This is a genomic window from Photorhabdus sp. RM71S, from assembly GCF_042879355.1.
GTDB classification, from domain to species: domain Bacteria; phylum Pseudomonadota; class Gammaproteobacteria; order Enterobacterales; family Enterobacteriaceae; genus Photorhabdus; species Photorhabdus kayaii.
Genome location: NZ_JBHFKV010000015.1, coordinates 64,077 through 87,761, shown reverse-complemented (window position 1 = coordinate 87,761; position 23,685 = coordinate 64,077). Strand labels below are relative to the sequence as shown.

The 23,685-nt window shown below is 43.6% G+C and carries 32 protein-coding genes; 29 read left to right on the top strand and 3 right to left on the bottom strand.

Annotation, left to right across the window (positions count from 1 at the left end; genetic code table 11):
* Positions 1-222: 222 nt before the first annotated feature.
* Entirely contained in the window at positions 223-432 is a 210-nt protein-coding gene (locus ACGF5R_RS10675) for a hypothetical protein (protein ID WP_112879489.1), read from the top strand.
* On the opposite strand, the gene ACGF5R_RS10670 is transcribed toward ACGF5R_RS10675, so the two are convergent.
* The gene (locus ACGF5R_RS10670) at positions 418-705 is read right to left on the bottom strand and encodes a DUF2622 domain-containing protein (protein WP_387690809.1); all 288 of its coding nucleotides are present in this window, start codon (positions 703-705) and stop codon (positions 418-420) included. The genes ACGF5R_RS10675 and ACGF5R_RS10670 overlap by 15 nt on opposite strands.
* A 154-nt stretch (positions 706-859) precedes the next feature.
* On the opposite strand from ACGF5R_RS10670, the gene ACGF5R_RS10665 reads away from it, so the two are divergent.
* From ACGF5R_RS10665 to ACGF5R_RS10640, 6 genes are all read left to right on the top strand, one after another.
* Positions 860-1,351, top strand: coding sequence for a helix-turn-helix domain-containing protein (locus ACGF5R_RS10665; protein ID WP_387690807.1), 492 nt, complete (start codon positions 860-862; stop codon positions 1,349-1,351).
* A complete protein-coding gene (locus ACGF5R_RS10660; protein WP_387690806.1) occupies positions 1,281-2,681 on the top strand; it encodes a PBSX family phage terminase large subunit in 1,401 nt (466 codons plus the stop codon). The genes ACGF5R_RS10665 and ACGF5R_RS10660 overlap by 71 nt, the downstream gene beginning before the upstream one ends.
* Entirely contained in the window at positions 2,682-4,253 is a 1,572-nt protein-coding gene (locus ACGF5R_RS10655; protein ID WP_387690804.1) for a DUF1073 domain-containing protein, read from the top strand.
* Complete coding sequence (locus ACGF5R_RS10650; RefSeq protein WP_387690802.1) at positions 4,210-5,013, top strand: phage minor head protein; 804 nt, start codon at positions 4,210-4,212, stop codon at positions 5,011-5,013. Before ACGF5R_RS10655 ends, ACGF5R_RS10650 begins: the two co-directional genes overlap by 44 nt.
* Before the next feature lie 69 nt (positions 5,014-5,082).
* Entirely contained in the window at positions 5,083-5,265 is a 183-nt protein-coding gene (locus tag ACGF5R_RS10645) for a YebO family protein (RefSeq protein ID WP_387690800.1), read from the top strand.
* Positions 5,266-5,274: 9 nt separating this feature from the next.
* The gene (locus ACGF5R_RS10640) at positions 5,275-6,294 is read left to right on the top strand and encodes a hypothetical protein (protein WP_387690798.1); all 1,020 of its coding nucleotides are present in this window, start codon (positions 5,275-5,277) and stop codon (positions 6,292-6,294) included.
* Positions 6,295-6,380: 86 nt separating this feature from the next.
* Here the strand turns inward: ACGF5R_RS10640 and ACGF5R_RS10635 are convergent, their stop codons facing one another.
* Positions 6,381-6,752 carry a type II toxin-antitoxin system HigA family antitoxin gene (locus tag ACGF5R_RS10635; RefSeq protein WP_387690796.1) on the bottom strand — a complete coding sequence of 124 codons (372 nt, stop codon included), beginning with the start codon at positions 6,750-6,752 and terminating at the stop codon, positions 6,381-6,383.
* A 2-nt stretch (positions 6,753-6,754) separates the two neighbouring features.
* On the bottom strand, positions 6,755-7,057 hold the full coding sequence (locus ACGF5R_RS10630) for a type II toxin-antitoxin system HigB family toxin (RefSeq protein WP_036847750.1): 303 nt from the start codon (positions 7,055-7,057) through the stop codon (positions 6,755-6,757).
* A 90-nt stretch (positions 7,058-7,147) separates the two neighbouring features.
* Between ACGF5R_RS10630 and ACGF5R_RS10625 the strand changes: the two genes are divergently transcribed.
* The 22 genes from ACGF5R_RS10625 to ACGF5R_RS10520 are packed head-to-tail and all read left to right on the top strand — an operon-like array spanning position 7,148 to position 23,555.
* Positions 7,148-8,257 carry a DUF2213 domain-containing protein gene (locus tag ACGF5R_RS10625; protein WP_387690794.1) on the top strand — a complete coding sequence of 370 codons (1,110 nt, stop codon included), beginning with the start codon at positions 7,148-7,150 and terminating at the stop codon, positions 8,255-8,257.
* Positions 8,258-8,266: 9 nt separating this feature from the next.
* Complete coding sequence (locus tag ACGF5R_RS10620) at positions 8,267-8,752, top strand: hypothetical protein (protein WP_387690792.1); 486 nt, start codon at positions 8,267-8,269, stop codon at positions 8,750-8,752.
* Positions 8,753-8,761: 9 nt separating this feature from the next.
* Positions 8,762-9,754, top strand: a complete 993-nt coding sequence (locus ACGF5R_RS10615) for a DUF2184 domain-containing protein (RefSeq protein WP_387690790.1) — start codon at positions 8,762-8,764, stop codon at positions 9,752-9,754.
* A 58-nt stretch (positions 9,755-9,812) separates the two neighbouring features.
* Complete coding sequence (locus ACGF5R_RS10610) at positions 9,813-10,130, top strand: hypothetical protein (protein ID WP_387690789.1); 318 nt, start codon at positions 9,813-9,815, stop codon at positions 10,128-10,130.
* 12 nt (positions 10,131-10,142) lie between these two features.
* Positions 10,143-10,550 carry a DUF4054 domain-containing protein gene (locus ACGF5R_RS10605; protein WP_387690787.1) on the top strand — a complete coding sequence of 136 codons (408 nt, stop codon included), beginning with the start codon at positions 10,143-10,145 and terminating at the stop codon, positions 10,548-10,550.
* A gap of 1 nt (position 10,551) precedes the next feature.
* Positions 10,552-10,977, top strand: a complete 426-nt coding sequence (locus tag ACGF5R_RS10600; RefSeq protein ID WP_387690785.1) for a hypothetical protein — start codon at positions 10,552-10,554, stop codon at positions 10,975-10,977.
* Positions 10,970-11,350 carry a hypothetical protein gene (locus tag ACGF5R_RS10595; protein WP_387690783.1) on the top strand — a complete coding sequence of 127 codons (381 nt, stop codon included), beginning with the start codon at positions 10,970-10,972 and terminating at the stop codon, positions 11,348-11,350. Before ACGF5R_RS10600 ends, ACGF5R_RS10595 begins: the two co-directional genes overlap by 8 nt.
* Positions 11,338-11,823, top strand: a complete 486-nt coding sequence (locus ACGF5R_RS10590; protein WP_387690781.1) for an LIC_12616 family protein — start codon at positions 11,338-11,340, stop codon at positions 11,821-11,823. Before ACGF5R_RS10595 ends, ACGF5R_RS10590 begins: the two co-directional genes overlap by 13 nt.
* An 11-nt stretch (positions 11,824-11,834) precedes the next feature.
* Positions 11,835-13,295, top strand: a complete 1,461-nt coding sequence (locus tag ACGF5R_RS10585) for a DUF3383 domain-containing protein (protein WP_387690779.1) — start codon at positions 11,835-11,837, stop codon at positions 13,293-13,295.
* A gap of 13 nt (positions 13,296-13,308) precedes the next feature.
* Positions 13,309-13,758 (top strand): phage tail fiber protein, encoded by a 450-nt coding sequence (locus ACGF5R_RS10580; RefSeq protein WP_387690777.1) that lies wholly within the window; start codon positions 13,309-13,311, stop codon positions 13,756-13,758.
* Positions 13,758-14,159 (top strand): hypothetical protein, encoded by a 402-nt coding sequence (locus ACGF5R_RS10575; protein ID WP_387690775.1) that lies wholly within the window; start codon positions 13,758-13,760, stop codon positions 14,157-14,159. Before ACGF5R_RS10580 ends, ACGF5R_RS10575 begins: the two co-directional genes overlap by 1 nt.
* 5 nt (positions 14,160-14,164) lie before the next feature.
* Positions 14,165-14,389 (top strand): hypothetical protein, encoded by a 225-nt coding sequence (locus tag ACGF5R_RS10570; protein ID WP_387690773.1) that lies wholly within the window; start codon positions 14,165-14,167, stop codon positions 14,387-14,389.
* Positions 14,373-16,787, top strand: a complete 2,415-nt coding sequence (locus ACGF5R_RS10565) for a transglycosylase SLT domain-containing protein (protein WP_387690771.1) — start codon at positions 14,373-14,375, stop codon at positions 16,785-16,787. Before ACGF5R_RS10570 ends, ACGF5R_RS10565 begins: the two co-directional genes overlap by 17 nt.
* Positions 16,788-16,789: 2 nt before the next feature.
* Positions 16,790-17,506, top strand: a complete 717-nt coding sequence (locus tag ACGF5R_RS10560) for a phage baseplate protein (protein WP_139655456.1) — start codon at positions 16,790-16,792, stop codon at positions 17,504-17,506.
* On the top strand, positions 17,503-17,775 hold the full coding sequence (locus ACGF5R_RS10555; RefSeq protein WP_387690769.1) for a hypothetical protein: 273 nt from the start codon (positions 17,503-17,505) through the stop codon (positions 17,773-17,775). The genes ACGF5R_RS10560 and ACGF5R_RS10555 overlap by 4 nt, the downstream gene beginning before the upstream one ends.
* Entirely contained in the window at positions 17,762-18,652 is an 891-nt protein-coding gene (locus tag ACGF5R_RS10550; protein ID WP_387690767.1) for a baseplate hub protein, read from the top strand. Before ACGF5R_RS10555 ends, ACGF5R_RS10550 begins: the two co-directional genes overlap by 14 nt.
* A complete protein-coding gene (locus ACGF5R_RS10545; protein WP_387690765.1) occupies positions 18,633-19,325 on the top strand; it encodes a phage baseplate protein in 693 nt (230 codons plus the stop codon). The genes ACGF5R_RS10550 and ACGF5R_RS10545 overlap by 20 nt, the downstream gene beginning before the upstream one ends.
* A 20-nt stretch (positions 19,326-19,345) precedes the next feature.
* Entirely contained in the window at positions 19,346-19,681 is a 336-nt protein-coding gene (locus tag ACGF5R_RS10540; RefSeq protein WP_387690763.1) for a hypothetical protein, read from the top strand.
* Positions 19,678-20,868 carry a baseplate J/gp47 family protein gene (locus ACGF5R_RS10535; protein WP_387690761.1) on the top strand — a complete coding sequence of 397 codons (1,191 nt, stop codon included), beginning with the start codon at positions 19,678-19,680 and terminating at the stop codon, positions 20,866-20,868. The genes ACGF5R_RS10540 and ACGF5R_RS10535 overlap by 4 nt, the downstream gene beginning before the upstream one ends.
* Complete coding sequence (locus tag ACGF5R_RS10530) at positions 20,868-21,497, top strand: DUF2612 domain-containing protein (protein ID WP_387690759.1); 630 nt, start codon at positions 20,868-20,870, stop codon at positions 21,495-21,497. Before ACGF5R_RS10535 ends, ACGF5R_RS10530 begins: the two co-directional genes overlap by 1 nt.
* A gap of 10 nt (positions 21,498-21,507) precedes the next feature.
* Positions 21,508-22,929 (top strand): phage tail protein, encoded by a 1,422-nt coding sequence (locus ACGF5R_RS10525; RefSeq protein WP_387690757.1) that lies wholly within the window; start codon positions 21,508-21,510, stop codon positions 22,927-22,929.
* Positions 22,929-23,555, top strand: a complete 627-nt coding sequence (locus ACGF5R_RS10520) for a tail fiber assembly protein (RefSeq protein ID WP_387690756.1) — start codon at positions 22,929-22,931, stop codon at positions 23,553-23,555. Before ACGF5R_RS10525 ends, ACGF5R_RS10520 begins: the two co-directional genes overlap by 1 nt.
* The last annotated feature ends 130 nt before the right edge of the window (positions 23,556-23,685 follow it).

Here is a 23,685-nt window from a genome sequence, read left to right as displayed (position 1 = left end):
AAGGGCAAGATGTACGATGACTGTCTGCATATTGCTAAAGCGTGGGCGAGTAAATACAGCTCGGTCAAGCCGTCAAAGTAACTCATTCAGAGCATTCTGCTGACAGAGTGCTCGATAGTAGTGATTTCTTTATGGGCGCCCAGCGAGCAGATACCGACTTTTTAGCATAAAGTTCTGATTACAACTGTTTCCGTGTTGGAAAGGGTTCAGAGAGGATTTAATATGAAATTTGAAGATTTAACAATCGAGTCACAACAGGCAGCACGTGAAGTATTAGCAGATATGTTGAGGATGGAATACCAACATGAACTTGGTTTAGATCCTAATGTGATTAGATTTCTAGGCCACAATGTAAGGAAAGCGTTTGTGGCCTTGGAGAGTGAAGAGCCTAAAATCGAATACGGAAGAACTGGTTCGTCATCTAGCAAATGATAACCAGGCTTCCCAGTCACCAGTCAAAGCACAAGCAATGATAGATGGACTTCCCTTTGATAGTGGAGATGCAACCCTGTTTATTCTGGAACATAATTCTTTCGCACTAAGGTTAGATTTTCCTTGATACGTTCCTTGTGGTAATTGCAGTGCTCTATTATTATCACCTAATATTGTTTTGTACAATCCGATGGATCCCATGCCTTCGTGGAGAGTTTCATATTCATTGCCTTCAGCGCCATATAGTTCAACTCTGACCATGTATCTTGCCATTTTTGTTATTCCTTAGTTTGACTGTGGGCTGACCAAAATATCAATTTTTCTTGACTGTGGAAAGCAGGAAGCCCGCGCCGCCTGAGTGGGTTAACAAAGCAGGCATAAATTCAATCCGGTCGCCCAGTGCGGCCTTTTTATTTAAGGGAAAGAGATGGGACGTCCAACCAAGTATCAGGAGGCGTATGCTGAGCAAGCACGTAAACTGTGCTTGTTAGGATATACAGACGCTGAATTAGCTGATTTCTTTGAAGTCAGTGAATCAACTATAAACAAATGGAAGATTGATTATCCTGGATTTTCGGAGTCCATAAAAAAGGGAAAACAAGTAGCTGATGGAAATGTGGCAGAACGTCTTTATTTACGGGCTATGGGATATGTAGCGCCTGATGTTGATATCAGGGTTATTAATGACCAGATAGTCGAAACGCCACTTGAAAAGCATTATCCCCCCGATACAACAGCCGCAATCTTCTGGCTTAAGAACAGGCAAGGTAGGAATTGGCGCGATAAACAGGAGATTGATTTAAGTTCTTCTGATGGCTCAATGACTCCAACAGGGTTAAATGATTTTTATGCAGACATTGGAAAAGCCAAGTCTGAATCCAGCACTCAGGCCATTTTGGACGACACAAGCGAGGAATAAGATCTTATATGGTGGTAGAACATCATCTAAGTCTTGGGACGCTGCTGGATTCGCCATATTCCTCGCAGATAATTATAAGTTACGTTTTTTATGCACTAGGCAAATACAAGAAAAAATAGAAGAATCGGTGTACGCTCTCTTAAAGATCCAAATAAACCGTTTTAACCTCCGTCACAGATTCAGAATTCTCAACAATAAGATTATCAATAAGGTCACTGGTAGTGAGTTCATGTTTTATGGGCTGTGGCGACACATTGATGAAATCAAGTCATTGGAAGGTGTTGATGTACTGTGGAACGAAGAAGCTCATGCAATGACTGAGGCGCAATGGGAGATATTAGAGCCAACAATTCGAAAGGAAGGATCCGAGTGCTGGTTTATATTCAATCCCGGCCTTGTGACTGATTTTGTGTGGCGGAATTTCGTTGTTAACCCACCACCTAAAACGATAGTTCGCCGTATTAATTATGATGAAAACCCATTCCTAAGTAACACCATCAAAGGTGTTATTGAAGCTGCAAAGCTGCGTGATCCTGAGACGTTTAACCATATTTATCTCGGTGTGCCCAGAAGCGACGACGATACAGCGGTCATTAAATTATCATGGGTGGAGGCGGCTATTGATGCGCATAAACTCATTGGATTTGAGCCAAGCGGGCGTAAACGTATCGGGTTCGACGTTGCCGATGACGGTGATGATAGGTGCGCTACGGTGTTTTCTCATGGCTCGGTAGCATTATGGTGCGATGAATGGAAAGGCAAGGAAGATGAGTTATTGAAAAGTTGTTCTCGAACTTACCAGGCTGCAAGAGTACGTGATGCTGAGATTTTCTATGACAGTATCGGTGTGGGGGCTAGCGCTGGTGGTAAATTCAAGGAACTTAACAAAGAGCACAAATCAAGCATCGGTTATCACAAATTTAATGCTGGCTCAGCGGTGATGAAGCCTGAGCAATATTATCAACCCAAGGTTAAGAATAAGGACTTCTTTTCTAACCTGAAAGCTCAGGCGTGGTGGACGGTGGCAGATCGATTCAGAAATACCTATGTAGTGGTTAATGCCATCAAGAATGGGGTAGAACCTGAGAAGTTTAGAGATGATGAATTAATCAGTATTTCTTCTGATATTCCATACCTTGAAAAATTGAAATTCGAGTTAGCTATACCTAAACGTGATTTTGATAACAATGGTCGAGTAAAAGTAGAGGGAAAAAAAGACCTTGCGAAGCGTGACATCAAGTCACCTAACATTGCTGACGCATTCATTATGTCATTTGCAAATATCAACTCTGGTATGCGCATCAGTCCTAACGCTCTAATGGGTATCTAAATGAAATGGTTTAAATCTGGTAAAAAGCAACGTCTGTTAGAGTTAGAATTGGAGTTGATTGAGCGGGAGCTGGCTATTGAAAAAGCTAAGACAGAGCAGGCTCAAGCTAAATTAGAACAATCGAAAGCCTATGAAAAAGCATTGCTGAACCTCATGAATGACAGCAATAACGCTAAGCAATCTGTCAAAATAGAACCACCTAAGATCCACCCCTCAGTGGTACCCAAAGGCAAGCAAGCGCCTGTAGCGATGGACTCAGTATCATGCAATGGTGTTTATGATTACGTCAATGCTGACCCGCAGTTCTATTCTGGATTTCTGGGCTACCCTGCTCTTGCCGTTATGTCTCAGTCAAGTGATTACCGAAGCGTACCTGAGACGACAGCCAAAGAGATGACCCGCGAATGGGGTAAAGTTAAGGCACGCAGCAGCGGGAAAATCAATGAAGGTGAAGATAAAACAGATAAAATCGCTGCTATTACTGCGGAGATGGAGCGGCTCAAGGTTCGTGACCTGATGCGTAAACATATTGAGAATGAAATGATATTTGGTCGTTCTCAGTTGTTTATCGATATTAAGGAGCATGAGGATAAAACTAAGTTACCACTAGTAATCAGTCCAACAGGTATAAAGGAAGGCTGCCTCAGAGGATTCAATCTGATAGAACCTATTTGGTCAACTCCAAGTCTGTATAACGCTCATGACCCGATGGCAGATGATTTTTTTAAGCCATCTCAATGGTTCGTGTTGGGTAAAGAGGTTCATGCTGACAGGTTGATGACACTGATAATGCGGCCTGTGTCTGACATTCTAAAACCTGCGTACAATTTCAGCGGTGTAAGTATGTTGCAGCTCATGAAGCCCTACGTAGAGCGCTGGCAGAGAACAACAGACTCAATCAGTGAACTAATACACTCATTTTCTATGACTGGGCTGGCGACTAACATGCAGGGCATTTTAAATGGCGAAGATGGCGCTGATATCAAGCTTAGAGCGGCTATGTTCTCTCTCTACAAAGACAATCGTAATTTGATGTTGTTGGATAAAGAGAATGAAGAGTTCTTCCAGTTCAACACGCCGCTCTCTGGACTTGACTCATTACAGAGACAAGCACAAGAACAGATGGCGGCACCCAGCCACACACCGTTAGTCAAACTATTGGGTTTAACCCCTAATGGACTGAATGCCAGTAGTGAGGGTGAAATACGTGTCTATAACGACTATATAGCATCATTACAGAGCGCTCATTTACTGCCGCAGATGACGATCATCTTGAAACTGATTCAGCTCCATTTGTTCTGTGATATCGATGATAGTCTCTATTTTGAGTTCAATTCGCTGCATCAACTGACGGATGAGCAGAGAGCGACAACAGAGAAAACTAAGGCCGAAACTGCGGTAGTTTACTATCAGGCTGGTGTGGTGGATGGTGAAGAGGTTCGGCAAGTTATTTCATCAGACGAAGAAAACCCATTCAGGTTTATCGACCCAGATAAAATAATACCATCACCGTTCGGAGTTCCAGATTATGGTGAAGAAACCGATGCTAAGGCCGATACAGCCCGGTCGTAATGTCATGCCAGAAATCAAGCCGAGTATTATCATTGAGGGTGACTATTATCATGCTCTCATGGATATCACCAAAGAGATGAGGAGTGATGTTGATGCTGCTCTGGTGCGTGAGTTCAGGAATAAGGCGCGGGCAGAACTGGCAAATGATGGCATCTCAGACTGGATAGCCCATGTTGTTGATTACATGCTCGACAAATGGAATAAGAAGCTGGATATATTATCTCAGGACATTGCTAAATTGTTTGTTGATAAGACCGTGAATAATTACGATATTCGGCTGGCTAACTTGCTACGGAAACGAGGGTTTACTGTTCGGATGCAAAACAACGAGCAGACACTCAATGCGCTCAGGGCGGTAATGGGAGAAAATGTTGGTCTAATTAAATCAATTGGCACTGAGTATTTGAGTAAAGTTCAAATGCATGTCTGGCAGACTGTAACTGGTGGTTATGATCTTGCTTCACTGACAGAAAACCTACAGCATGATTTCCATGTCACGCGAAATAGGGCTGAATTTATTGCGACCGATCAGGCGGGAAAAGCCCATGCGGTTATTGAACAAGCGAGGCGTAAAGAGCTGGGAATTAAAAAAGCCATCTGGATTCACTCACACGCAGGGAAGCAGCCTAGACCATCACATCTGGCAGCACATGGCAAAGAATTTGACGTTGAAAAGGGTATGTATATAGAGGGTGAGTGGATATTGCCAGGACAAAAGATTCGGTGCAAATGTGGCAGTAAGTCGATACTGCCGTTTTGATTTTGCTGTATTTTGTTTGAGCAATTGACCTATAATTGAGCCAGTTTAATTTATTCAGTGAGGTTTAACATGGAAGCAGGAATGCCCTATTTAACAATAATTACCATCGTTTCGTATGTGTTTTTGTTCGCTATAGCGTGGTTTATTGTAAAGAAAGCGTCAAAAACAGAACAGCAAATAGCAATGCTGAAAGAAATAGTTGAGAAGCAGGACAGTATTATCGCTGAGTTAAAACATATGAAGCGTGATTGAGGGCAAAGTATGTTAAAGAAAATTGTTATCGCTTTATTTCTAGTATCTGCTACTGCTAATTCTGCGAGCTTTGATTGCGCAAAAGCTACTAGTAAGGCTGAAAAGTTAATCTGCTCAACCCCGGCATTATCCCAAGCTGATGATGTTCTGTATGTCGATTATCTGCAAGCGAAAGTTGTCACTGGTAATAGTGATGACTTTAAAGCATTGGTTAAACAGAATTGGAAACTGCGTGAGAATAACTGCGATACAAAAGAATGTTTACTGAATTGGTATAAGAGATCTGCGGAACTATATAGGCAGATTGCAGCGGGAAGCGGCAAAGAGGACACAAAATCGAGCCAGGTGTCACGAGGACAACAGGTAGATGAGTTTGGTTTGCCCGCCCCTAAAAATAATATAGCCTATAACAACTATATGAAAATGATGTTCGAAGGGTTATCAGGTGATGGGGACATATTAGATAGATCCAACGTTATGGGGACGTTTACTGGAACTGAAATTTATGCTGATTACGAGAGCAACCTTCTCTCAGCAAGCAAAAAGTATACAGGAAAAAAAATAAGAATAACTGGCACCATTAATAGTGTAGGTACTGATTATTCTGATGAGCATGCTGTTGTGAATGTATCAGGGGATTCTGCAAACATTTGGGATACGCTCAGCATAGTCTCGTTGTACGCAGATAAAAATGATGATTATGTTTATGGTTTGAAGAAAAACGGCAAAGTAGACATGGTTTGTGTTGGCGCTGGTGCTGGTGATATGGATGAGCCATTATTTACTGATTGTGTTTCTTATGATGCTTTTGTCCGCAAAGCCACTAACATTGAAAATGCATTTATATACTCTCTGTACATGTCAAATGAAAATATCATGAGTCAGTGGTGTGCAAAAAGTGTCGATGAATGCAAGGATAATATCAAAAATGGCAAAGGTGGAGATACTAATAAAATAAGCGCAAATGTCAAAGCGTTTGTCTTAAAGTACGACAAGCAGCTTACAGCCAAATACGGACGAGTTAGTTAGAAGTGACTTAATTTTTAATAATTGTATTTATAAAACAGCAAATTACCAAAAGATAACCCGCTCTAATGGCGGGTTATTTAGAAAAATTAAGCATGTTTTGCCGGTTTTATTAAGCTTTCCGCTGGTATTCCGAACATTTTATGTAAATTCCATACCATAGGTAGAGTGAGGCTACGTTTGCGATTAAGTATTTCATACACGCGATTTACTTTGCCAATTGCTGGTACCAAGTCTTTTGCTGTCAATCCAGATTGTTCCATTCTGAATTTTATAGCTTCAATCGGATCGGGCGGGTCTATGTGATAGTGTTCTGCTTCATAAGCTTCAATGAGAAGGACCATCACTTCCATGTAATCAAATTCAGGTGTTCCGATTTCAGGCTGATTATCGAAAAGTGGCGAAATAGCCTTTAACGCTGCTTGATAGTCTTGTTCGGTACGAATAGGTTTAATGTTCATTTTTACTCCGGTTCTACGGTATTGGCATCTACAGTATCGTATTGTTTATGTGTGCCAATGAATTTTACGTACACCCAGCCGATGGGATAAACAATAGAAACTATCAGGCGGTAGCTGTTCCCTTTAATGTTAAATACCACGCGATTGTTTTTTAGAATACTTGCGTTACGGTACTGGGTTTTAATTTCAGCAGGGGTTTTCCAAGTTGCTTTCTTTGCCTCGTCAACCCACGCTTTTAACTGTTGTTCAGCATCGGGATACGTTTCCCAGAACTGTTTTAATGTACTGACTGAGATGATTTTCATAAAGTTATACTAGTCCCAATTTGGGATGAAAGCAACTATTTATCCCGCTTAACTGCGGTTTTTTTACGTCCAAATCTAAGAGGTGAGCCAATGACTGACAAACTCGCATTTGATAGATCAATGCGTAGTAAAGACGGTAACGGGCATCTTATTGTTGAACGTACCGTTCTATCAAAGGCGGCTGTTAATACATATCGGGGAAAAGAAATACCGGGTTATGAAAAGCTCGGACTCGACCCAGAACGGGTATATCACATGTTGCGTGACTCATACGAACTGGAGAAAGCAGCAAGTACATTTAGCAAGAAACAGCTACTTATCCGACATATCCCCGTCAACGCATCCGATCCCAAGAAAGAAGACACTGTAGGCGCAATAGGTTCTGACATCACCTTTGAGGATGGCAGGCTCTACGGCGACTTGGGTGTGTGGGATGAATATGCTATCGAGTTAATTGAGAGCGGGAAAATGCAGGAGCTTTCTTCGGCCTATGCCTACGTTCCTGACATGACTCCTGGGGAGTATCAGGGGGTTAAATATGATGGCGTGATGCGTGATATTCGCGCAAATCATGTGGCGCTGGTGGAGAAAGGCAGGATTGGGCCAGACGCAATTATTTCAGACCATAAAACGGTTGATTTGGAGAAAGAGATGAAATTAAAGAAAGGGGCACTGACAAAAATTGCCGAGAAAATTCGCTTGGCTATGGACTCAGATTTATCTGATGAAGGGCTGAGAGGGGTTGTTGATGAGGTGATGGAAAACGTCGAGAAAACAACCTCTAATGAAAAGCCAGAAGGTGCAAAAGATACCGCACCTGAGCCACCAGAAGGCGGGAAAAAACCAGAGGGGGCAAGTGATGAAGAAAATGACAAAGACAAGAAGGCCAAGGAAGAGGATAAGAAGCCAGCTATGGACGCAGCAATGATAGAACAGCGTGCGGTTGAGCGTGTGACTGCCTTATTTCAAGCACGTGAGGACGTTAAGCCACTGATCGGTATTGTGGCAATGGATAGTGCAGAAGATGTCTATGCAGCAGCGTTGAAACAGAAAGGGGTAGATGTTAGCGGTGTACACCCTAGCGCTTACAAATCAATGGTTGGCATGTTGCTGAGTAATCAGGCATCGGCAACCAAACCCAATGTAGCAATGGATTACGATTCATTCGCTGATGATCCATTAACGGCCCGTTTCGGCTAAGGAGAAAATATGAGCGGTTTCCAAAGAACAATGAATAATGACCTACCATTGGGTGTTGCTGGTGATTTCGCATCAGCTAACCCACATTTTTCAATGGTGGCAGGAGAGGGGCGGCTTAAATCCGGCACTGATGGTGTAACGGTCGGGTTATTTGCGTGGGCTGACGATAAAGGGATTGTATCAAATAAGAAGGTCACTGGCGGTGTTCTGGGCTTTGTTCATCGTAACAACCAGGCGATTGTCGATCAGTACGGTGCCGAAGCATCAATGAAAATCCCCAAAGGGCGTGAAGTTACGTTGATGACTGGCGGTGATTATCTCGTTGTACTGGCGGCTGGTGGAAAACTCGGCCAGTTTATTGTTGCTGACGTGAATACTGGTGAGGCTAAAGCCGTTGATGCTATTGATCCTGAGGATAAGGCAGTTGAAGCAACTAAGTATCGTGTTGCGAAGACTGTCCCAAGCGGTTTGACAAAAATGTCCAGTTCTCTGTAAGGAAAAATTATGCCATTGAATTTAAGTGCATTAGAAAGACGCGCAGGTGTCGTATTTAACACAGGTTATCAGATGCAGGAACTGACTAACCAGCTTCGCCACATGGCAATGGATAGCGCACTGGTGACAACGCCAAACGCAGGCATTTTGTCACTATTTACCACATTCGTTGATCCAAAAGTCATTGAGGTACTGGTTACGCCAATGCGTATGGCGGAGGCATTTCAAGAGGTGAAACGGGGCGACTGGACAACCCAAACCGCTGCGTTCCCCGTAGTTGAATCAACAGGTGAAACATCCACCTATGGTGACTACAATAACAATGGTTTAACTGGCGTAAACGTCAACTGGCCTACGCGTCAGCCGTACCACTATCAAACTTTTGTCCGTGTGGGTGAGCGTGAAATGGAAATGGCGGGAGCCGCTAAGTTGGATTGGGCATCGGCAAAACAACGCGCAGCCGTGCTGACTCTGAACAAATTCCAGAATAAAACCTATCTCTACGGTGTAGCTGGTTTGGAAAACTATGGTTATCTCAATGATCCTGGTTTATTACCTAATATCACCTCTGGGGCATGGGAAAAACTTGATGGAGGCGGAGTTTACGAGTCGATTCGTAAGTTGTTCCAGCAGTTAGTCAAGCAAACTGGTGGACTGATTGATCGTAATACCCCAATGACGATGACTCTTTCGCCAGAAATGGAAGTTCAGTTAACAAAAACTAACCAGTATAACGTCAGCGTTTCAGATCAGTTGAGTAAAAACTTCCCTAACATGAAAATCACCAGTATTCCTGAGATGACTACAAATGCAGGGGAGTTGGTCAGATTGGTCGTTGAGGAATACGAAGGACAGAAAACACTGGACTTAGGCTTCACTGAAAAGATGCGTGTGCATCCAATGATTCAGGAGTCTTCTTCTTGGAAGCAGAAACGCTCTCAGGGTTCGTTTGGTGCAGTGGTTTACCGACCTCAGTTTATCGCTTCGATGCTGGTTTCCTAAGCCTCATTTCCATTCAATACAGCCGCCTTTTGGGCGGTTTTTATTCTAAAGGTGAAATATGTCTACTGTAGTTATCGCGTGCAAATTGGCTAACGGTTTGTACTTAGATGTTGGCGAACAGCGTATTGCTGTTAATGGGCCTGCCAAAGGATTTATTGACGAAACCGGATTTGGCTTGACTCATGGCGTTGACGCTGAACTTTGGGGGGTATGGCTAGAAGAGAACAAAGACCGTGACTTGGTGACAAACGGCCTTATTTTTGCCCATGAACAAGGGGCAAGCACTAAGGCAGAAGCCAAAGAAAAGCAAAAAGCGAAATCCGGGACTGAACGCATCCAACCAGATCAGGTGAAAGAAGTTGAGAAAGCGGACTAAAGGGAGACTAGCATGAGCAACATTGTTGAACTCAATATTGCGAAGTGGCGCGAACTCTATCCCAATATCACTGCGACCGATGCGCAACTGGAAATGTATTTTGTGGAAGCCTGTATGATCCTGAATAACACCGAGCATAGCTGTGTTAAGAATCTGAAAGAACGGGAAACGCTTCTTTACCTACTCATGGCCCATATAGCAATACTGGAAAACAATGTGGCCGTGGGCAATAACTCGGTTGGCAGAGCGGCAAACGCCAGTGAGGGTAGTGTGTCTATATCTCTGGATTACGGCACGACCAAGGACGCCGAGAAATGGTACATCCAAACACCATATGGGGCGAAATACTGGCAATTGACCGCCCGTTATCGATCATTCCTCTATGTGATCGGTCAGATGCCAATACATGTTAGGAGGTGATATGTCAAAGCTTGAAGAAGCGCTGATGAAATATCTGAATAACAGCAACCTTGAATTAAGGGCTGGTATTTTTGAGTCAGCTACTTATCCCGATGGAACACCAGTCGCTACGGCGGGCTATATCAATGAATATGGTGCTCCTGAAGCAAGCATACCGCCAAGGCCATTTTTTAGAACAGTGATCGCCAATGGTAACCATGAATGGTCTGGAGTTTTAGCAAGAGGCATCAAACATTATAACGGTAATGCAAAACAGGCAATGTCAGCACTCGGAGGAGTTATCGTTGATGAATTACAGGCATCTGTTTTGTCATGGACGGCACCACCGAATAGCCCATTAACTGTAGCGAAAAAGGGCTTTAATAAACCACTAGTAGAAACTGCGCAACTGTCGCGTTCATTCAGTTATGAGGTGAATGATGATTGATGTCAGAGGTATTGCTAACGGGTTAATTGTCAGCGTTAACCCCAACATTAACGCCATCCTGGTTGTAAACAACGGTTACGCCATTGATGAAGCGGGTGAGCAAATCCCTGATTACACAGAGCATGAAATTACTGTTCAGTTACAAAGCCTGAATACACAGGATTTAGAACATCTGGGCGTCATTAATCAACAGGGCCAGTTCATCTATGCTTATGCCAGAGGGCAAATATCAGCGTTGCGCAGGGCTAAGGACAAAGGCTCTGACAAGATGCGATTTGCTGCTTATGGCGAAGATGAAGTGTCAGAATGGAATGTGACCCAAGTTATTGAGTCGTATCCCACGTGGGTTAAGGTGTTGTTATGGCGACAATAGCGGTAACTCATAGAGATATATTCATCGACTTACGAAAATATCTCATTGAATTATTCAAATGTGATGTTGCTCAGGGTTATCAAAATGGTGTCCCAATACCTAAAAACGGCATTGTGATGCACGCATTGTTTGAGCGTGACCTTGATTATACCGCCAATTATTACCATCACGGATCGTCAGAAATCACCGCGCAACGCTCCGTAGAACTGACGATACAGATAGATTTTTACGGCGTGGACGCGGATTCACGAGCGCGGGTGATGGCGAATCTTTGGCAGTCAAGTTACACCACTGAACGGCTGAAAAAATGCCAGCCACTTTACAGTGAACAACCCAAGAAAAATGTATTGGTTAATGAGGCCAGCCAATATGAAAACCGCGTCATGCTTGAAATCAAACTGCAATACAACCCTGAAACAACCTACTCAATCGACAATTCTGATTCATTCTCTATTGATATCAATTCTATTTAAGGTGAATACGTATGAATACTATTCCGGCGAGTGACATTGTCAGCGTCTTACCCGGTGTTGTTGGCACTGGCGGAAACCCGTTGGCACTGAACGCTGTATTTGTCACAAAGCAGACACCCCCGGCAATGTTAGGTGTTAAGGCTTTCGGCTCTGCCGAACAGGTCGCCGAAATCTTTGGTACCAAGTCCAAAGAGCATGAGGCCACTCAGGTTTATTTTACCGGTTTCGTTGGTTCAACAACCAGACCCGAAACGCTTTATATTGCATCAATGATGACGACCGCACAGGCGGCGAAGCTGGTGGGGGGGAAGGTTGCGTTGCGGACTGATTTTTCCTATATACCGCAAGGCTTTGCATTGGATATCGACGGTAAGCGCGTGGTTATCACCATTACCCCTGCCGATATTAAAAGCTATTCAGCATTAGCTGAGGCGGTATCTGCTTCACTAGCGAAGTCTGGTGTATGCAAATATGACACTGCGAGTCGTACTTTCACAATTGAAGGGGCAACAAAAGGATCGGCGGGTACTATCGGATTGGGGGCTGGCGACCTGGCTGAATACATGGGACTAACAGAGGAAACTGGTGCACAGAAAAACGACGGACTCAATGCTGACACTATTGATGAATTGATGCCACGCATTACCAAGACAGTGAGTAATTTCGTTTCCATCATGGCTATTGGTGATTTTAGTTCAGACGAAAAATTAGCTATATCTCGATGGGTGTCACTGCAAAATGACCAATACGTGCATGTCCTGTATTCGGACAGTAAAGATAAAGTTGCGCTGGAGGTGATCGCTAACACGATTGCTGAGTCTGAAATTGGCGGTACATGTCTAATGTACGGCGACCATACTCATGGCGCATTCGCCTGTACCTATGCTGCGTCGTTGAATTTTAACGAGCTAAATGGTCGTGCAACATTCGCTTTCCGTCGTCAAGAGGGGTTAACCCCGACTGTGACCGACAAAGCACTGGCTGATGAGCTATTACGGTTGCGATTCAACTTTTACGGTGCTTATGGCACAGCAAATGATCGATTCGTATTTGTCAATCAGGGTTCGATTTCCGGCAAGTTCAAATGGATGGACAGCTACGTTAATCAGGTATTCCTGAATAGCCAGTTGCAATTGGCATTGATGACGATGTTAACCAGTTTCAAGAGCATTCCGTATAACGCGCAGGGGAAAGCCATTCATCGTGCAGCTATCAAAGATCCGATTGACCAGATGCTGAATTTTGGTGCTATTCAGCGTGGTGTCGTTCTGTCTGAACAGCAGAAGAAACAGATTAACGTTGAGGCGGGTTTCGATGCGGCGGCTCAGATTCAAACCGAAGGCTGGTGTGTGCTCATTGATGATACTCCCGCACAAACTCGCGGATTGCGCAAATCCATGCCGTTAAAATTCTGGTATGCGGATGGTGGAAGCGTCCAGAAAGTCACCTTGCCATCAATCAACGTTCAGTAAGAGGTAAATCATTATGCCAATGGGACATAACCCACGCACCATTACATCAGCTAACGCAGTGTTGATGCTGCGCTGTAAAGGGATTTATGACGATTACGTCACGATTCAGGGGTTCCAAGCTAACAACGCGTGGGAATTCGGTGAGGTCAATATCGGGGAAACCCGTATCGGAGTGGATGGTAAACAGTCAATCGGCTACACGCCGCATGAAACGCAATGGACGCTGCACTTAGAAGCCAACAGCTCATCTACTCAGATCCTCGAAAATATTCGCAAAGATTTTAACTCCAATATGGAAGCGCGTTTTATCGATATCGTTGTTGAAATTCCGTCAATCGGGAAACGTTACTCTGGTACCGGTGCATTAATTAGCATGACAGGTGGTGCAAGTGGCAAGAAGCTACTGGATGGCACGAGCTACAACTTCAACGTGGTAACTAACGGTGCTGAGGAAATCGCATAATGGCTCTAAAATCCAAGACGATCACTATCGAATCGGGTCGTGACATGGGTAAAACGTTTGTCATCACTGAAATGCCCATCGTTCAGGCTGATAACTGGGCTATGCGTGCCCTGTTTGCTATTGCAAATGGTGGTATTGATATTGGTGATATCAAACCCGAAATGGGGATGCTTGGCATGGCTCAGGTTGCGATTAAAGCACTGTCGGGCATTCGGGCGGATGTCGGCATTCCTCTACTGGATGAGTTGCTAGAGTGCGCCCAAATCGTCCCGTCAGGGGGCAATGCTCGTAGTATCGAATTTAACTCTGATATCAGTGATATCAAAACTATGTTCACTCTGCGAAAAGAGGCTCTCGCAATCCACATCGATTTTTTAACACAAGGCGGTGGCTCAGATTAGAAAAGTTGAAAGCCGGGCTGCCACTGAAAGACGGTGTATTTGCTGAAACTGTGAACGTCTCCAGCGTTGTGTATCAGGTTATCTCGGCAGGTAATAAAGGGTATGCAACGCTGCATGAGCTTTCAACGATATACAGCCTTGAAGATGCGCTGAACCTGATTGAAATACATCAGGTGAGCGAATACAACAAACGTCTCATAGAAGAAATCGCAAATGGCAACTCTAATTGATACTTTACTTGTCTCATTGAAATTGGATGGCGGCAGCTTTGAAAGTGACTCAAGCAAAGCGATCAAATCCAATGATAAATTAGCCAAATCCGCCGATAATGTTAGCAAATCCTCTGGTGGCGCATCTGGCGCAATGGGTGGATTCTCAGATAGCCTGAAACGTGCAACTAAAAAATCTGATGATTTTAGTCAATCCATCAACAATGGCATTAAAGCATTAACAGGTTTATTTTCTGCGATATTCGTTTCTACGGGCTTAACTAAGCTGGTTAACGATATTTCACGGTCTAACGATCAGCTTAATTTCCTGAGTAAAAATCTCGGAATGAGCGCGGATACCATCAAAAAGTGGCAGAATGTCGCGGAAATGTCAGGCGGTAGTGCTGACGGCATGGCAGCCAGCATGACAAGTCTCAGTAAATCATTGTGGGATTTAGTGACAGTGGGAGATGCATCTATTCTGCCATATTTCAATGCGCTTGGTGTCGGTGTAGTCGATGCATCAGGTAAGATCCGCAATCTTGATGATATTCTTATTGATGTTGCTGATAGTCTGTCGAAGTTGGAAAGACCACAGGCATATAACATTGCAAAAAGCATGGGCTTTGATGAGGGAACAATTAACACCTTATTGCAAGGGCGTGATGCAATCCAGAAGAGACTTGATGCACAGAAAAACCTTGTTATCTCCACGAAAGAAGAATTGGAACTAAACCGCAAGCTACGGGAACAAAACTCAATACTCGGTCAACAATGGGAGGGATTAAAAACCATTGTAGCCAATTACCTGATCCCGCACTTGCTCACTCTCACAGCAAAAGTGACAGGTTTTTTTGAATACCTGAATAAACACAGGGATACGGCACTCAACATATTCAAAACGCTGTCAGTTTTCTTGGCTGCAACATTGATCCCCGTTCTGTGGCGTGTTGGTGCAGTGATGCTTGCGGCTTTTGCCCCTCTATTTGGCACAACAGGCTTGATCCTCGCTCTTGCTGCCGCGTTCCTGTTGCTTTATGACGATTACCAGACCTGGGCGAAGGGCGGAAAGTCACTTTTCGATTGGTCTTCGTGGTCTGAAACCATAGAAATGGTTCTTAGATGGCTTAAGCAATTAGGAGAATGGTTCAAAAGTTCTCCATTGTCTAATTGGTTTAAGGATACAAATGGTGAGATAGATATGCTGAAAGTGGCATTTGCTGGTTTTGCTACATATTTGGGAACTAAATGGCTGAAAAGTATTTTAGGCACTTTTGGTGAAGTATCTAAGGCCGCAAAAAATATAAAAATTCCAGGCGGGAAAGGTGGAAAATTAGGTGTAGCAGGAAGGGCTGGGTTCATTGGTATGGCCGCAGCTGCGGCATATGAGAGTGAGGAGTATATAGATTCTGCCCTCAATTGGGCATTTGGTAAATATGATTTGTTTCAAAGATTCAGATCTGCTCCAGACTGGAAATCTGCCGGGTTGGCTCTAATAGGTGAAGGGGATGCCAAATGGGTTGGTGGTAAGTGGGTTGATAATAGATATAAAAAATCATACAAAACTTCCATCACGCCAACTACTCTAGATATTCCTACCGGTGATCCTGAAATCGACGAGTTAAAGGCCAAGATTTTAAAAGGGGAACTAATACTGAATGATGATGGAACTATCACAGAGCCTAGCAGGAAATCAACATCTAAGGGAGGTGAATTTCTCGACTCAATGGCGGGTACTTTTGCGTCACTGGAGAAGCGCTATAATTTACCTCCGGGTTTATTGCGCGGCGTTGCGATGACTGAATCAACAGGGAACCCTAACGCGATTGGTCCTCAGACAAAGTACGGTTCGGCAAAAGGGATGTTTCAGTTCATTGATTCCACTGCGCGAAGTTTTGGGCTGACAAGTGATGATGTATTCAATCCTGATAAGTCAGCGGAAGCAGCCGCCAAATATTTAAGCCAGATGTTGAAAACTCACAATGGCGACATTGAAAAGGCGCTCGCGTCTTACAATTGGGGTATAGGAAACGTACAGAAGTATGGTATGGATATGATGCCAAAAGAGACACGTGACTATATCCCACGAGTCAGAAAATATATGTCTGACGCGCCAAACGATCAACAAAAAGGAACGGGATTTTTAAATTCTATCGGCGGTTTTTCACAGTCGATTGCTAAGCTACAGGACTCAATCAATAAACCACTTGTGTCAAATATGGATATAGGCGCAAATCAGTTTCTTGCTCAAACCAACAAGATAGGTGCTCAGCCTGTATCTAACGTGAATAATGTTAAGGTGGATCTGAACGGTGATATTAACGTTCAGACGACTGCAAGCACGATTACTGGCACAGTATCAGAAGCAAGCCAGGCAGCCAGAGAGTATCTATCCCAAATAATACCGTCAATGGGGTGATTATGTTTGGAATACCGGAGATACCGAATTGGAAAGGTATACCTGATGCCGCGCTGGACGCTGGTATTAGTCTCGGTGGGGCTGCGTTGATTAACACTTTATTTGGCAATTATTGGGGGATCTTCAATCAATATGGAGTCCCCCTTTTACTTGCTGACAACGTAATATCGCTGCAATACCAAAATCAGTTCAGAGTTATGAGTGCGCCGATAGAAAACGGCTCATTTGCCAGTTACAACAAAGTCAGTGATCCGTACAAAGTCACAGTTCAGTTAAGTAAAGGTAGTGGTGGAACGTTGGAGCGCGGTGCTTTTCTGTCTCAGATTGAAATTTTGGCAAAAAGTACGCTGAAATTTCATGTTGTCACACCTGAATTTGTCTATACCAACGCGGCTATTGTTGGTTATGACATGGCGAGAGAGGCAAAAGATGGGGCGACGCTCATTAAAGTTAACCTGCATCTCGAAGAAATTAGAGAGATTAAGGTTAAATATGATGAAGAAAAGGTCAAGAATCCCGAAGATACCAAGAAAAAAGATACAGGCGATCAGACTCAGAAAGTGGAGTCTCAAGTACAGAAAGCTCCTGATAACCGTTCCGAACTCCAAAAGATCAAGGAAGATGGGGTGGCTAAATGGGCTACAGACTGGGGAGCCAAGTTTTTCGATGAGGGTGTAAAGATGGCTAATCAATGGATTAATGGAGGGTTACCGCAATGATTGTCGAGATTGCATTATCGCCGCTCCCCAATCAAACAACCTCATTTTCCATTAATGGGGACTTAATTGATTTAACTCTAGAGTCTAGATTAGGGAAGATTTTCGCCACGGTACAGAAAAATGGGGAATACCTGGTCTGCAATCGTATTTGTCGAAACCTTTCTTATCTCTGCCGATGGCTGATATTTGTGGATATTGAGGGTAACTCAGATCCTGAATATTCCGGTCTCGGTTCCCGCTATAAATTGGTATGGAATGATGAAATTTAATCGCAAGGTAATCAGGATAACACTGACATTATCGGGCAAAAACGAATCGTTCGCTTCAGATAACAAAAACAAACTCTCAGCAACTGGGTTAAGAATCAATACCGAAATCAACTACGGCAATGGCGCTATTGCTCCCCATGCTCGCATCAAGGCTTACGGTTTGCCGATGGAGACAATGGAAAAGCTGTTACGCATCAAATGGAACGATATAAAGGCACTGCGCAATAACGTGACAATTGAAACGGGCGAGCAGGGAGAGGAGCTATCACAGGCGTTTAAGGGCGGGATCACTTTTGCTTATCCCGATTTCGGTGATGCGCCCAATGTTGCACTTGTGATTGAAGCTCAGACGGCTGTTCTGGAGAAGATGACGCCAACAGATGCTGAGAGTTATGAGGGTGAGCATGATGTTGTCAATATCATGGGTAACATCTGTAAACGTATGGGATATTCGCTTGATCCCAATGGTGTCAGTGAAAAACTATCTAATGTATATCTATGCAATACGGATATAGAAAAAGTTAAGTGGTTGGCAGAGGCTGCCAACCTGAACTTATACATCGAAAGTAATACAATCAGTGTGACCAAGAAAGGCCAGCCCCGGACATTGAAAATTCCTGTTATTTCGCCTGAAACAGGATTAATCAGTTATCCGGCCCCCACAATGATCGGCGTTCAGTTTAAATGTTTTTACGACCCTTTAGTAAGGTTCGGGGGCATTGTTCGCATTACTGGCAGCCAGATATCTATCTGTAATGGTGACTGGCTGGTCTATGGCATCAGGACGATTTTGGAGACAGAACAAGACTCCGCTCAGTGGTTCATGGAAGTTGCAGCCAGCCGGAGGGGTGATAATTATGCCGCAATCAAGAAATGAAGAACAAATATCACTATATGACCCACAGGTAACAGCAGGCGGAGCCATGACCCAAGAGGCCATTATTTGGTCGCTCATTGGTCGGATGGGTACGGTAACGATATGCAGGGTGACCAAAGTAAAAAATGGTGGGGTGAATCCTGTTGGGTATGTCGATATTCTGCCTTTGGTGCTACAAGTAGACGGAGCAGGAAATACCTACGATAACGCCACTATCTATAACGTGCCCTATTTTCGGTATCAGGGCGGCAAGAATGCTGTCATTCTTGATCCTAAGGTGGGTGACTTGGGTTTCTGCTTTACTGCCAGTCGGGATATCTCCAAAGTGAAGCGAGTAAAAGGTTCTGCGCCTCCAGGCAGTAAACGCAAATTTGACCTGTCGGATAGTCTTTATATCGGAGGCTTGCTTAATGGCACACCTAGCCAGTTCGTGCACTTTAAGGATGGTGGCATTGATATTGTTTCACCTGGTAAAGTGACGATTAAAGGCTCTGAGATTGAACTTGACGCACCAGTAAAAGCTACGAGCACTATTCAGGCTCAAAGTGATATCACCGATAATACCGCGATTAATTCTCAGTCTATGGCGGGCATGAGATCGCTCTATAACAGCCATACACACCACGAGAACGGACAAGGCTCAAATACCAGCCCACCTAACCAAAAGGCTTAACTATGCGGACATTGTTTTTAATGCCTGCCACATGGGATTTAACTCTCGATGCGGCGGGGAATCTTGCTATTGCTTCAGATCAGTATGCCAGAGCGCAGTCAGTAGCTAATAAGTGTCGTGTATTCCTGAGTGATATGTATTACTCGCAAGATGAGGGTATTCCTTACTTAGAGCAGATATTCGGTAAAAATCGTTACTCCCTGGCAATGTACAGAAAATATATCGAGGATGCTGCAATGTCCGTTGATGGGGTTATTTCTGTAAAGGCGGAACTCAGCACGGCAAATGACCGGGTAGTGAAAGGCAGGATCATATTCATTGATATTGACGGGAGAAAAGGGGTAATAGAATTATGATCCCTGCATTAAGAATCACGCAGAAAGGCATATTGACGCCTTCAACCCAAGAAGTTATAGATGGCTTGTGGCAACTAATGCAGGAATGTTTTGGTGATAAAATCAACAAATCAATGGATACGCCACAGGGACAACTAGTAACAGCGCTAACGGCAATTATCACAGATGAGCGTAACTATCTTGTTAATCTTTTGAACGGTTTTGATCCGCGATATGCTGACGGCATGATGCAAGATGCTTTGGCCTATATCTATTTTCTCCAGCGTCATCAAGCAACTAAATCAGTTGCCGAAATTACGATTAACGGGCTGGCAAATACCGTTATTCCGGTCGGTTTTCAAGTGGCTGATGACTCAGGGAAAACATGGAGCACACAGGTAGAAGCAAAAATAGGTGATGATGGACTGATAACTGTCAGTGTTTATTGTGATGTTGCCGGAAAAGTTGGTGCATCTGCAAAAACCATTAATCGCATTGTTAAAAATATTAATGGCTTGGATTCGGTTACGAATAAAAGTGCGGCCATTGTTGGTAAAGATGAAGAAACTCGGCAAGAGTTTGAATTACGCCGTCAGCAATCTGTCGCTGTAAACGCGAAAAATACCAACGCGTCAACTTATGGCGCAGTAGCGAACGTTAAGGGTGTGATTGATTGTTATGTTATTGATAATCCAACAGATGGAACTATTAATGTAGGTAAAACAAACTACCCGTTGATACGTAACTCAATTGCTGTGTCGGTGGTAGGTGGTGATGATCACGAGATCGCAAAACAAATCCTCATTAAGGCGGGAACGGGGTGTTCATTCGTGGGAAATACTACAGTTATTTATGAGGATAAAGAAAACTTCCCTTACATGCCACCTATTTATGACATTAAATTTATCAGACCAAATCACATTCCTGTCGAGTTTATTATCACATTTGAAGATAAGTTGAAACTCACGCACCAAGATAAAGAAGCCATTAGAAATGCGGTACTGAATGAATTTGAAACCGGAAGAGGTAAGGGACAAATAGCTAAAAAGCTGCTCGCAAGCGATTATATTTGCGTGGTCGCTCAGTCTACAACTGAGAGGCTTATTTCAATTCAGGTTGCGAGAAAAATGGGGAGTGCAGTCAATTATCTTGAGTTTGGTATTGACGAATTTCCGGTACTATCTGTTGACGATATAAGGATTGAGTGATGCAAGATATCAGGGAAACATTACTTAGCCAGTATGCTAATAGCCCAATAATTTGCTCAATATTGAAATCAGTTAATGAGACTGTAGATCCGAGAACAAATGCTACTGAATTCTACAACCTGGCTGTGAATGTTCTGACAGCAAAAGGGTTTGGTCTTGATATCTGGGGAAGAATAGTAGGCATAAATCGGACTATCTCTATCCCAGATCCAAATGTCGATTATTTCGGATTCAATGAAACGGAAAAGTATCTTCCGTTCAATCAGGCTCCTTTTTATGGGGGAGAAAATAGTGAGGTGTCTTATATGATGGATGATGCAACTTTCAAAGATATTGTCATGATTAAAGCTTATTCAAACATATTATACGCCACGGCACATAATATTAATAAATTCTTAAAAACAGCATTTAAGGGTGGAAGATCGTATTATTTGATTACAGGGCATATGATGGCAAGATATGTTTTTGAATACAGATTATCTGGGTTTGAAAAAAACCTAATACACCGTCACAACATCCTACCAAGACCATCCGGCGTTCAAATCAGTATTAAGGAAATACCCACATCAGATTATTTCGGTTTTTTCGGTACAGGTTTTCAACCATTCGGACAAGCGCCATTCGCTTAATAGGTGAGAAATGAAAAATCCAAATTTAATTCCAATGCCCTTCGCAAAAGACGGGCAGAAAGATGACATTCCCGCAACTCACACCTCTGAGTTGGCAAATCAGAAAGCTACATGGGACGTTGGCTTTCCGCCAATCACCATGCTGCCTGTTACTGCGGGTGGTTTACCTCCTAGCGGAAGGGATTTCAACGGAATTTTAAATCAAATTTCTGAAAATATAGTCCATTTATCGAAAGGCGGTAAATTCAAGTTTTCGACAGAATACACAGAACAAATAGGCGGTTACTCAAAAGGAGCAATACTTCAATCTGACGATGAGTTGAAGGAATACCAGAGCCTCATTGATAATAATAAGATTAATTTCAACATAGCTACACAAGATCAGGTGAATGCAGCATGGAAATTGGTAAATACATCATCTCTTATCGATAATCTTAATAAAAAACTCAATAAGTCAGATGTATTACAAGCTGTGGGTCAATCTACAACTCAAGTGATGAGTCAGAAAGCCGTGACTGACGCTTTAAACACAAAGCAAGACAAGGGAGACTACGCTACAAATACAGCGCTTAAGACTGTCAACGACAACGCCAATAGCAAACTTGCAAAAAACCAAAACGGCGCCGACATCCCTAATAAAAGTGAGTTTGTGAAAAACCTCGGATTGGTGGAGACGGTGAATAAGGCGAATAATGCCGTACCGAGCAGCCGGAAAGTGAACGGTAAGGCGCTGACCGGGGATATCAGTTTGAATGCGGGGGATGTGGGGGCTTTCCCCGCCGCTATTTCAGTTAACAGCATCCCCGGCCGAGGATTTATCGGACCGTTTTCTGGTGAAAGAGGTGCATATTGGGCAAAAGGGATCAATATCGGGCAGTCTTCAGATGTGGGTCAAATATACATCACAGCGAACGGACTTTTATATGCGTATTTTTTAAACTCGAATGGAACTGTGGCTGGCGGTGCAATGGGTGGTTGCCCTGTCGGCGTCCCGCTCCCATATCCACACCGCTACACACCCGCAGGTTATCTTACGTGTAACGGCCAATCATTTAATAAATCTCTATATCCAAAATTAGCTGAAGCTTATCCTGCCGGTAGAGTACCTGATTTAAGGGGCGAATTTATTCGTGGTTGGGATGATAGCCGAGGGGTAGATCCGGGTAGGGTGTGTGGGTCGTGGCAGGGGGAAGGACTCGTAAAGCATAATCATAACTATCGCGACAGATATTATATCGAAGCACTGGGGAGCCTTCACTATGCTAACAATAAAGAAACGACTCCGACAGGGTATAACGGCAACACTGGGTCTGCTGGTACAGACAGAGATAATAATGGTTTTTTATATATCGACAGCACAACATCACTAGCGGGCGGTGACGAAACCCGCCCCCGCAACGTTGCATTTAACTACATAGTGAGAGCAGCATAATGACAGAACAAAAGTACTCTTTAGAACACGAAACAGCCGTATTGGGTAAAGACGGATTGGCAATTCAGGCAGGCTGGATAAAGGTTTATCACTCGAATCAGATAACGAGAGAATTCACAGTTTCAGATATTGAGTATGTGATGCTCGGTGTCAGTCTATCAGCCGGTGCTTATCCCGATGCGCCAAAGCTTCCCGATTCTCACGATGTGGCCGTTTGTCGCAGTGAAGACGGTAAGTGCTGGCAAATCCTCCCGGATTACCGTGGCAAAACAGCTTACGACACGTTAACTCGCGCTCCGCAAGAAGTCACTGAAATCGGTGAACTGCCGGATACCCTAACCTTCAAGAAGCCTCCCACAGATTTCGATACATGGAACGGCAAAGAATGGGTAGTTGATAAAGACCTTCTCAAATCTCATCAGATTAATGAAGCGAAGCAACAACAAGCAGCACTGTTACAACAAGCAAATGAAACACTCTCATTGCTACAAGACTCTGTTGACTTAGAAGTTGCTACTGACTCAGAGAAAGCCGCTCTACTCGAATGGAAGAAGTACAGAGTATTGCTTACGCGTGTAGATGTTAATCAAGCGCCTGATGTGGAATGGCCAGAGGTGCCGAAGTGAAGAGGAATAATTAGATAAACTTATATTTTTAGGTAAGAAAAGCTGGCTTATCAGTAGCTATAAATACCAGATTTGAAGTTGGGGTTTTACCAGAGTTTTACCAAAATTTTACCAGAGCCAAATCCCAGCC

What these genes read in the sequence shown, in the direction of transcription:
- ACGF5R_RS10530 (WP_387690759.1), top strand. Translation starts at nt 20,868, where the DNA reads ATGCAAGATATCAGGGAAACATTACTTAGCCAGTATGCTAATAGCCCA.
- ACGF5R_RS10660 (WP_387690806.1), top strand. Translation starts at nt 1,281, where the DNA reads ATGCAGACATTGGAAAAGCCAAGTCTGAATCCAGCACTCAGGCCATTT.
- ACGF5R_RS10615 (WP_387690790.1), top strand. Translation starts at nt 8,762, where the DNA reads ATGCCATTGAATTTAAGTGCATTAGAAAGACGCGCAGGTGTCGTATTT.
- ACGF5R_RS10535 (WP_387690761.1), top strand. Translation starts at nt 19,678, where the DNA reads ATGATCCCTGCATTAAGAATCACGCAGAAAGGCATATTGACGCCTTCA.
- ACGF5R_RS10605 (WP_387690787.1), top strand. Translation starts at nt 10,143, where the DNA reads ATGAGCAACATTGTTGAACTCAATATTGCGAAGTGGCGCGAACTCTAT.
- ACGF5R_RS10580 (WP_387690777.1), top strand. Translation starts at nt 13,309, where the DNA reads ATGCCAATGGGACATAACCCACGCACCATTACATCAGCTAACGCAGTG.
- ACGF5R_RS10585 (WP_387690779.1), top strand. Translation starts at nt 11,835, where the DNA reads ATGAATACTATTCCGGCGAGTGACATTGTCAGCGTCTTACCCGGTGTT.
- ACGF5R_RS10590 (WP_387690781.1), top strand. Translation starts at nt 11,338, where the DNA reads ATGGCGACAATAGCGGTAACTCATAGAGATATATTCATCGACTTACGA.
- ACGF5R_RS10655 (WP_387690804.1), top strand. Translation starts at nt 2,682, where the DNA reads ATGAAATGGTTTAAATCTGGTAAAAAGCAACGTCTGTTAGAGTTAGAA.
- ACGF5R_RS10560 (WP_139655456.1), top strand. Translation starts at nt 16,790, where the DNA reads ATGTTTGGAATACCGGAGATACCGAATTGGAAAGGTATACCTGATGCC.
- ACGF5R_RS10595 (WP_387690783.1), top strand. Translation starts at nt 10,970, where the DNA reads ATGATTGATGTCAGAGGTATTGCTAACGGGTTAATTGTCAGCGTTAAC.
- ACGF5R_RS10550 (WP_387690767.1), top strand. Translation starts at nt 17,762, where the DNA reads ATGATGAAATTTAATCGCAAGGTAATCAGGATAACACTGACATTATCG.
- ACGF5R_RS10555 (WP_387690769.1), top strand. Translation starts at nt 17,503, where the DNA reads ATGATTGTCGAGATTGCATTATCGCCGCTCCCCAATCAAACAACCTCA.
- ACGF5R_RS10540 (WP_387690763.1), top strand. Translation starts at nt 19,346, where the DNA reads ATGCCTGCCACATGGGATTTAACTCTCGATGCGGCGGGGAATCTTGCT.
- ACGF5R_RS10610 (WP_387690789.1), top strand. Translation starts at nt 9,813, where the DNA reads ATGTCTACTGTAGTTATCGCGTGCAAATTGGCTAACGGTTTGTACTTA.
- ACGF5R_RS10575 (WP_387690775.1), top strand. Translation starts at nt 13,758, where the DNA reads ATGGCTCTAAAATCCAAGACGATCACTATCGAATCGGGTCGTGACATG.
- ACGF5R_RS10665 (WP_387690807.1), top strand. Translation starts at nt 860, where the DNA reads ATGGGACGTCCAACCAAGTATCAGGAGGCGTATGCTGAGCAAGCACGT.
- ACGF5R_RS10630 (WP_036847750.1), bottom strand. Translation starts at nt 7,057, where the DNA reads ATGAAAATCATCTCAGTCAGTACATTAAAACAGTTCTGGGAAACGTAT.
- ACGF5R_RS10675 (WP_112879489.1), top strand. Translation starts at nt 223, where the DNA reads ATGAAATTTGAAGATTTAACAATCGAGTCACAACAGGCAGCACGTGAA.
- ACGF5R_RS10520 (WP_387690756.1), top strand. Translation starts at nt 22,929, where the DNA reads ATGACAGAACAAAAGTACTCTTTAGAACACGAAACAGCCGTATTGGGT.
- ACGF5R_RS10635 (WP_387690796.1), bottom strand. Translation starts at nt 6,752, where the DNA reads ATGAACATTAAACCTATTCGTACCGAACAAGACTATCAAGCAGCGTTA.
- ACGF5R_RS10565 (WP_387690771.1), top strand. Translation starts at nt 14,373, where the DNA reads ATGGCAACTCTAATTGATACTTTACTTGTCTCATTGAAATTGGATGGC.
- ACGF5R_RS10670 (WP_387690809.1), bottom strand. Translation starts at nt 705, where the DNA reads ATGGCAAGATACATGGTCAGAGTTGAACTATATGGCGCTGAAGGCAAT.
- ACGF5R_RS10600 (WP_387690785.1), top strand. Translation starts at nt 10,552, where the DNA reads ATGTCAAAGCTTGAAGAAGCGCTGATGAAATATCTGAATAACAGCAAC.
- ACGF5R_RS10645 (WP_387690800.1), top strand. Translation starts at nt 5,083, where the DNA reads ATGGAAGCAGGAATGCCCTATTTAACAATAATTACCATCGTTTCGTAT.
- ACGF5R_RS10525 (WP_387690757.1), top strand. Translation starts at nt 21,508, where the DNA reads ATGAAAAATCCAAATTTAATTCCAATGCCCTTCGCAAAAGACGGGCAG.
- ACGF5R_RS10650 (WP_387690802.1), top strand. Translation starts at nt 4,210, where the DNA reads ATGGTGAAGAAACCGATGCTAAGGCCGATACAGCCCGGTCGTAATGTC.
- ACGF5R_RS10640 (WP_387690798.1), top strand. Translation starts at nt 5,275, where the DNA reads ATGTTAAAGAAAATTGTTATCGCTTTATTTCTAGTATCTGCTACTGCT.
- ACGF5R_RS10625 (WP_387690794.1), top strand. Translation starts at nt 7,148, where the DNA reads ATGACTGACAAACTCGCATTTGATAGATCAATGCGTAGTAAAGACGGT.
- ACGF5R_RS10620 (WP_387690792.1), top strand. Translation starts at nt 8,267, where the DNA reads ATGAGCGGTTTCCAAAGAACAATGAATAATGACCTACCATTGGGTGTT.
- ACGF5R_RS10545 (WP_387690765.1), top strand. Translation starts at nt 18,633, where the DNA reads ATGCCGCAATCAAGAAATGAAGAACAAATATCACTATATGACCCACAG.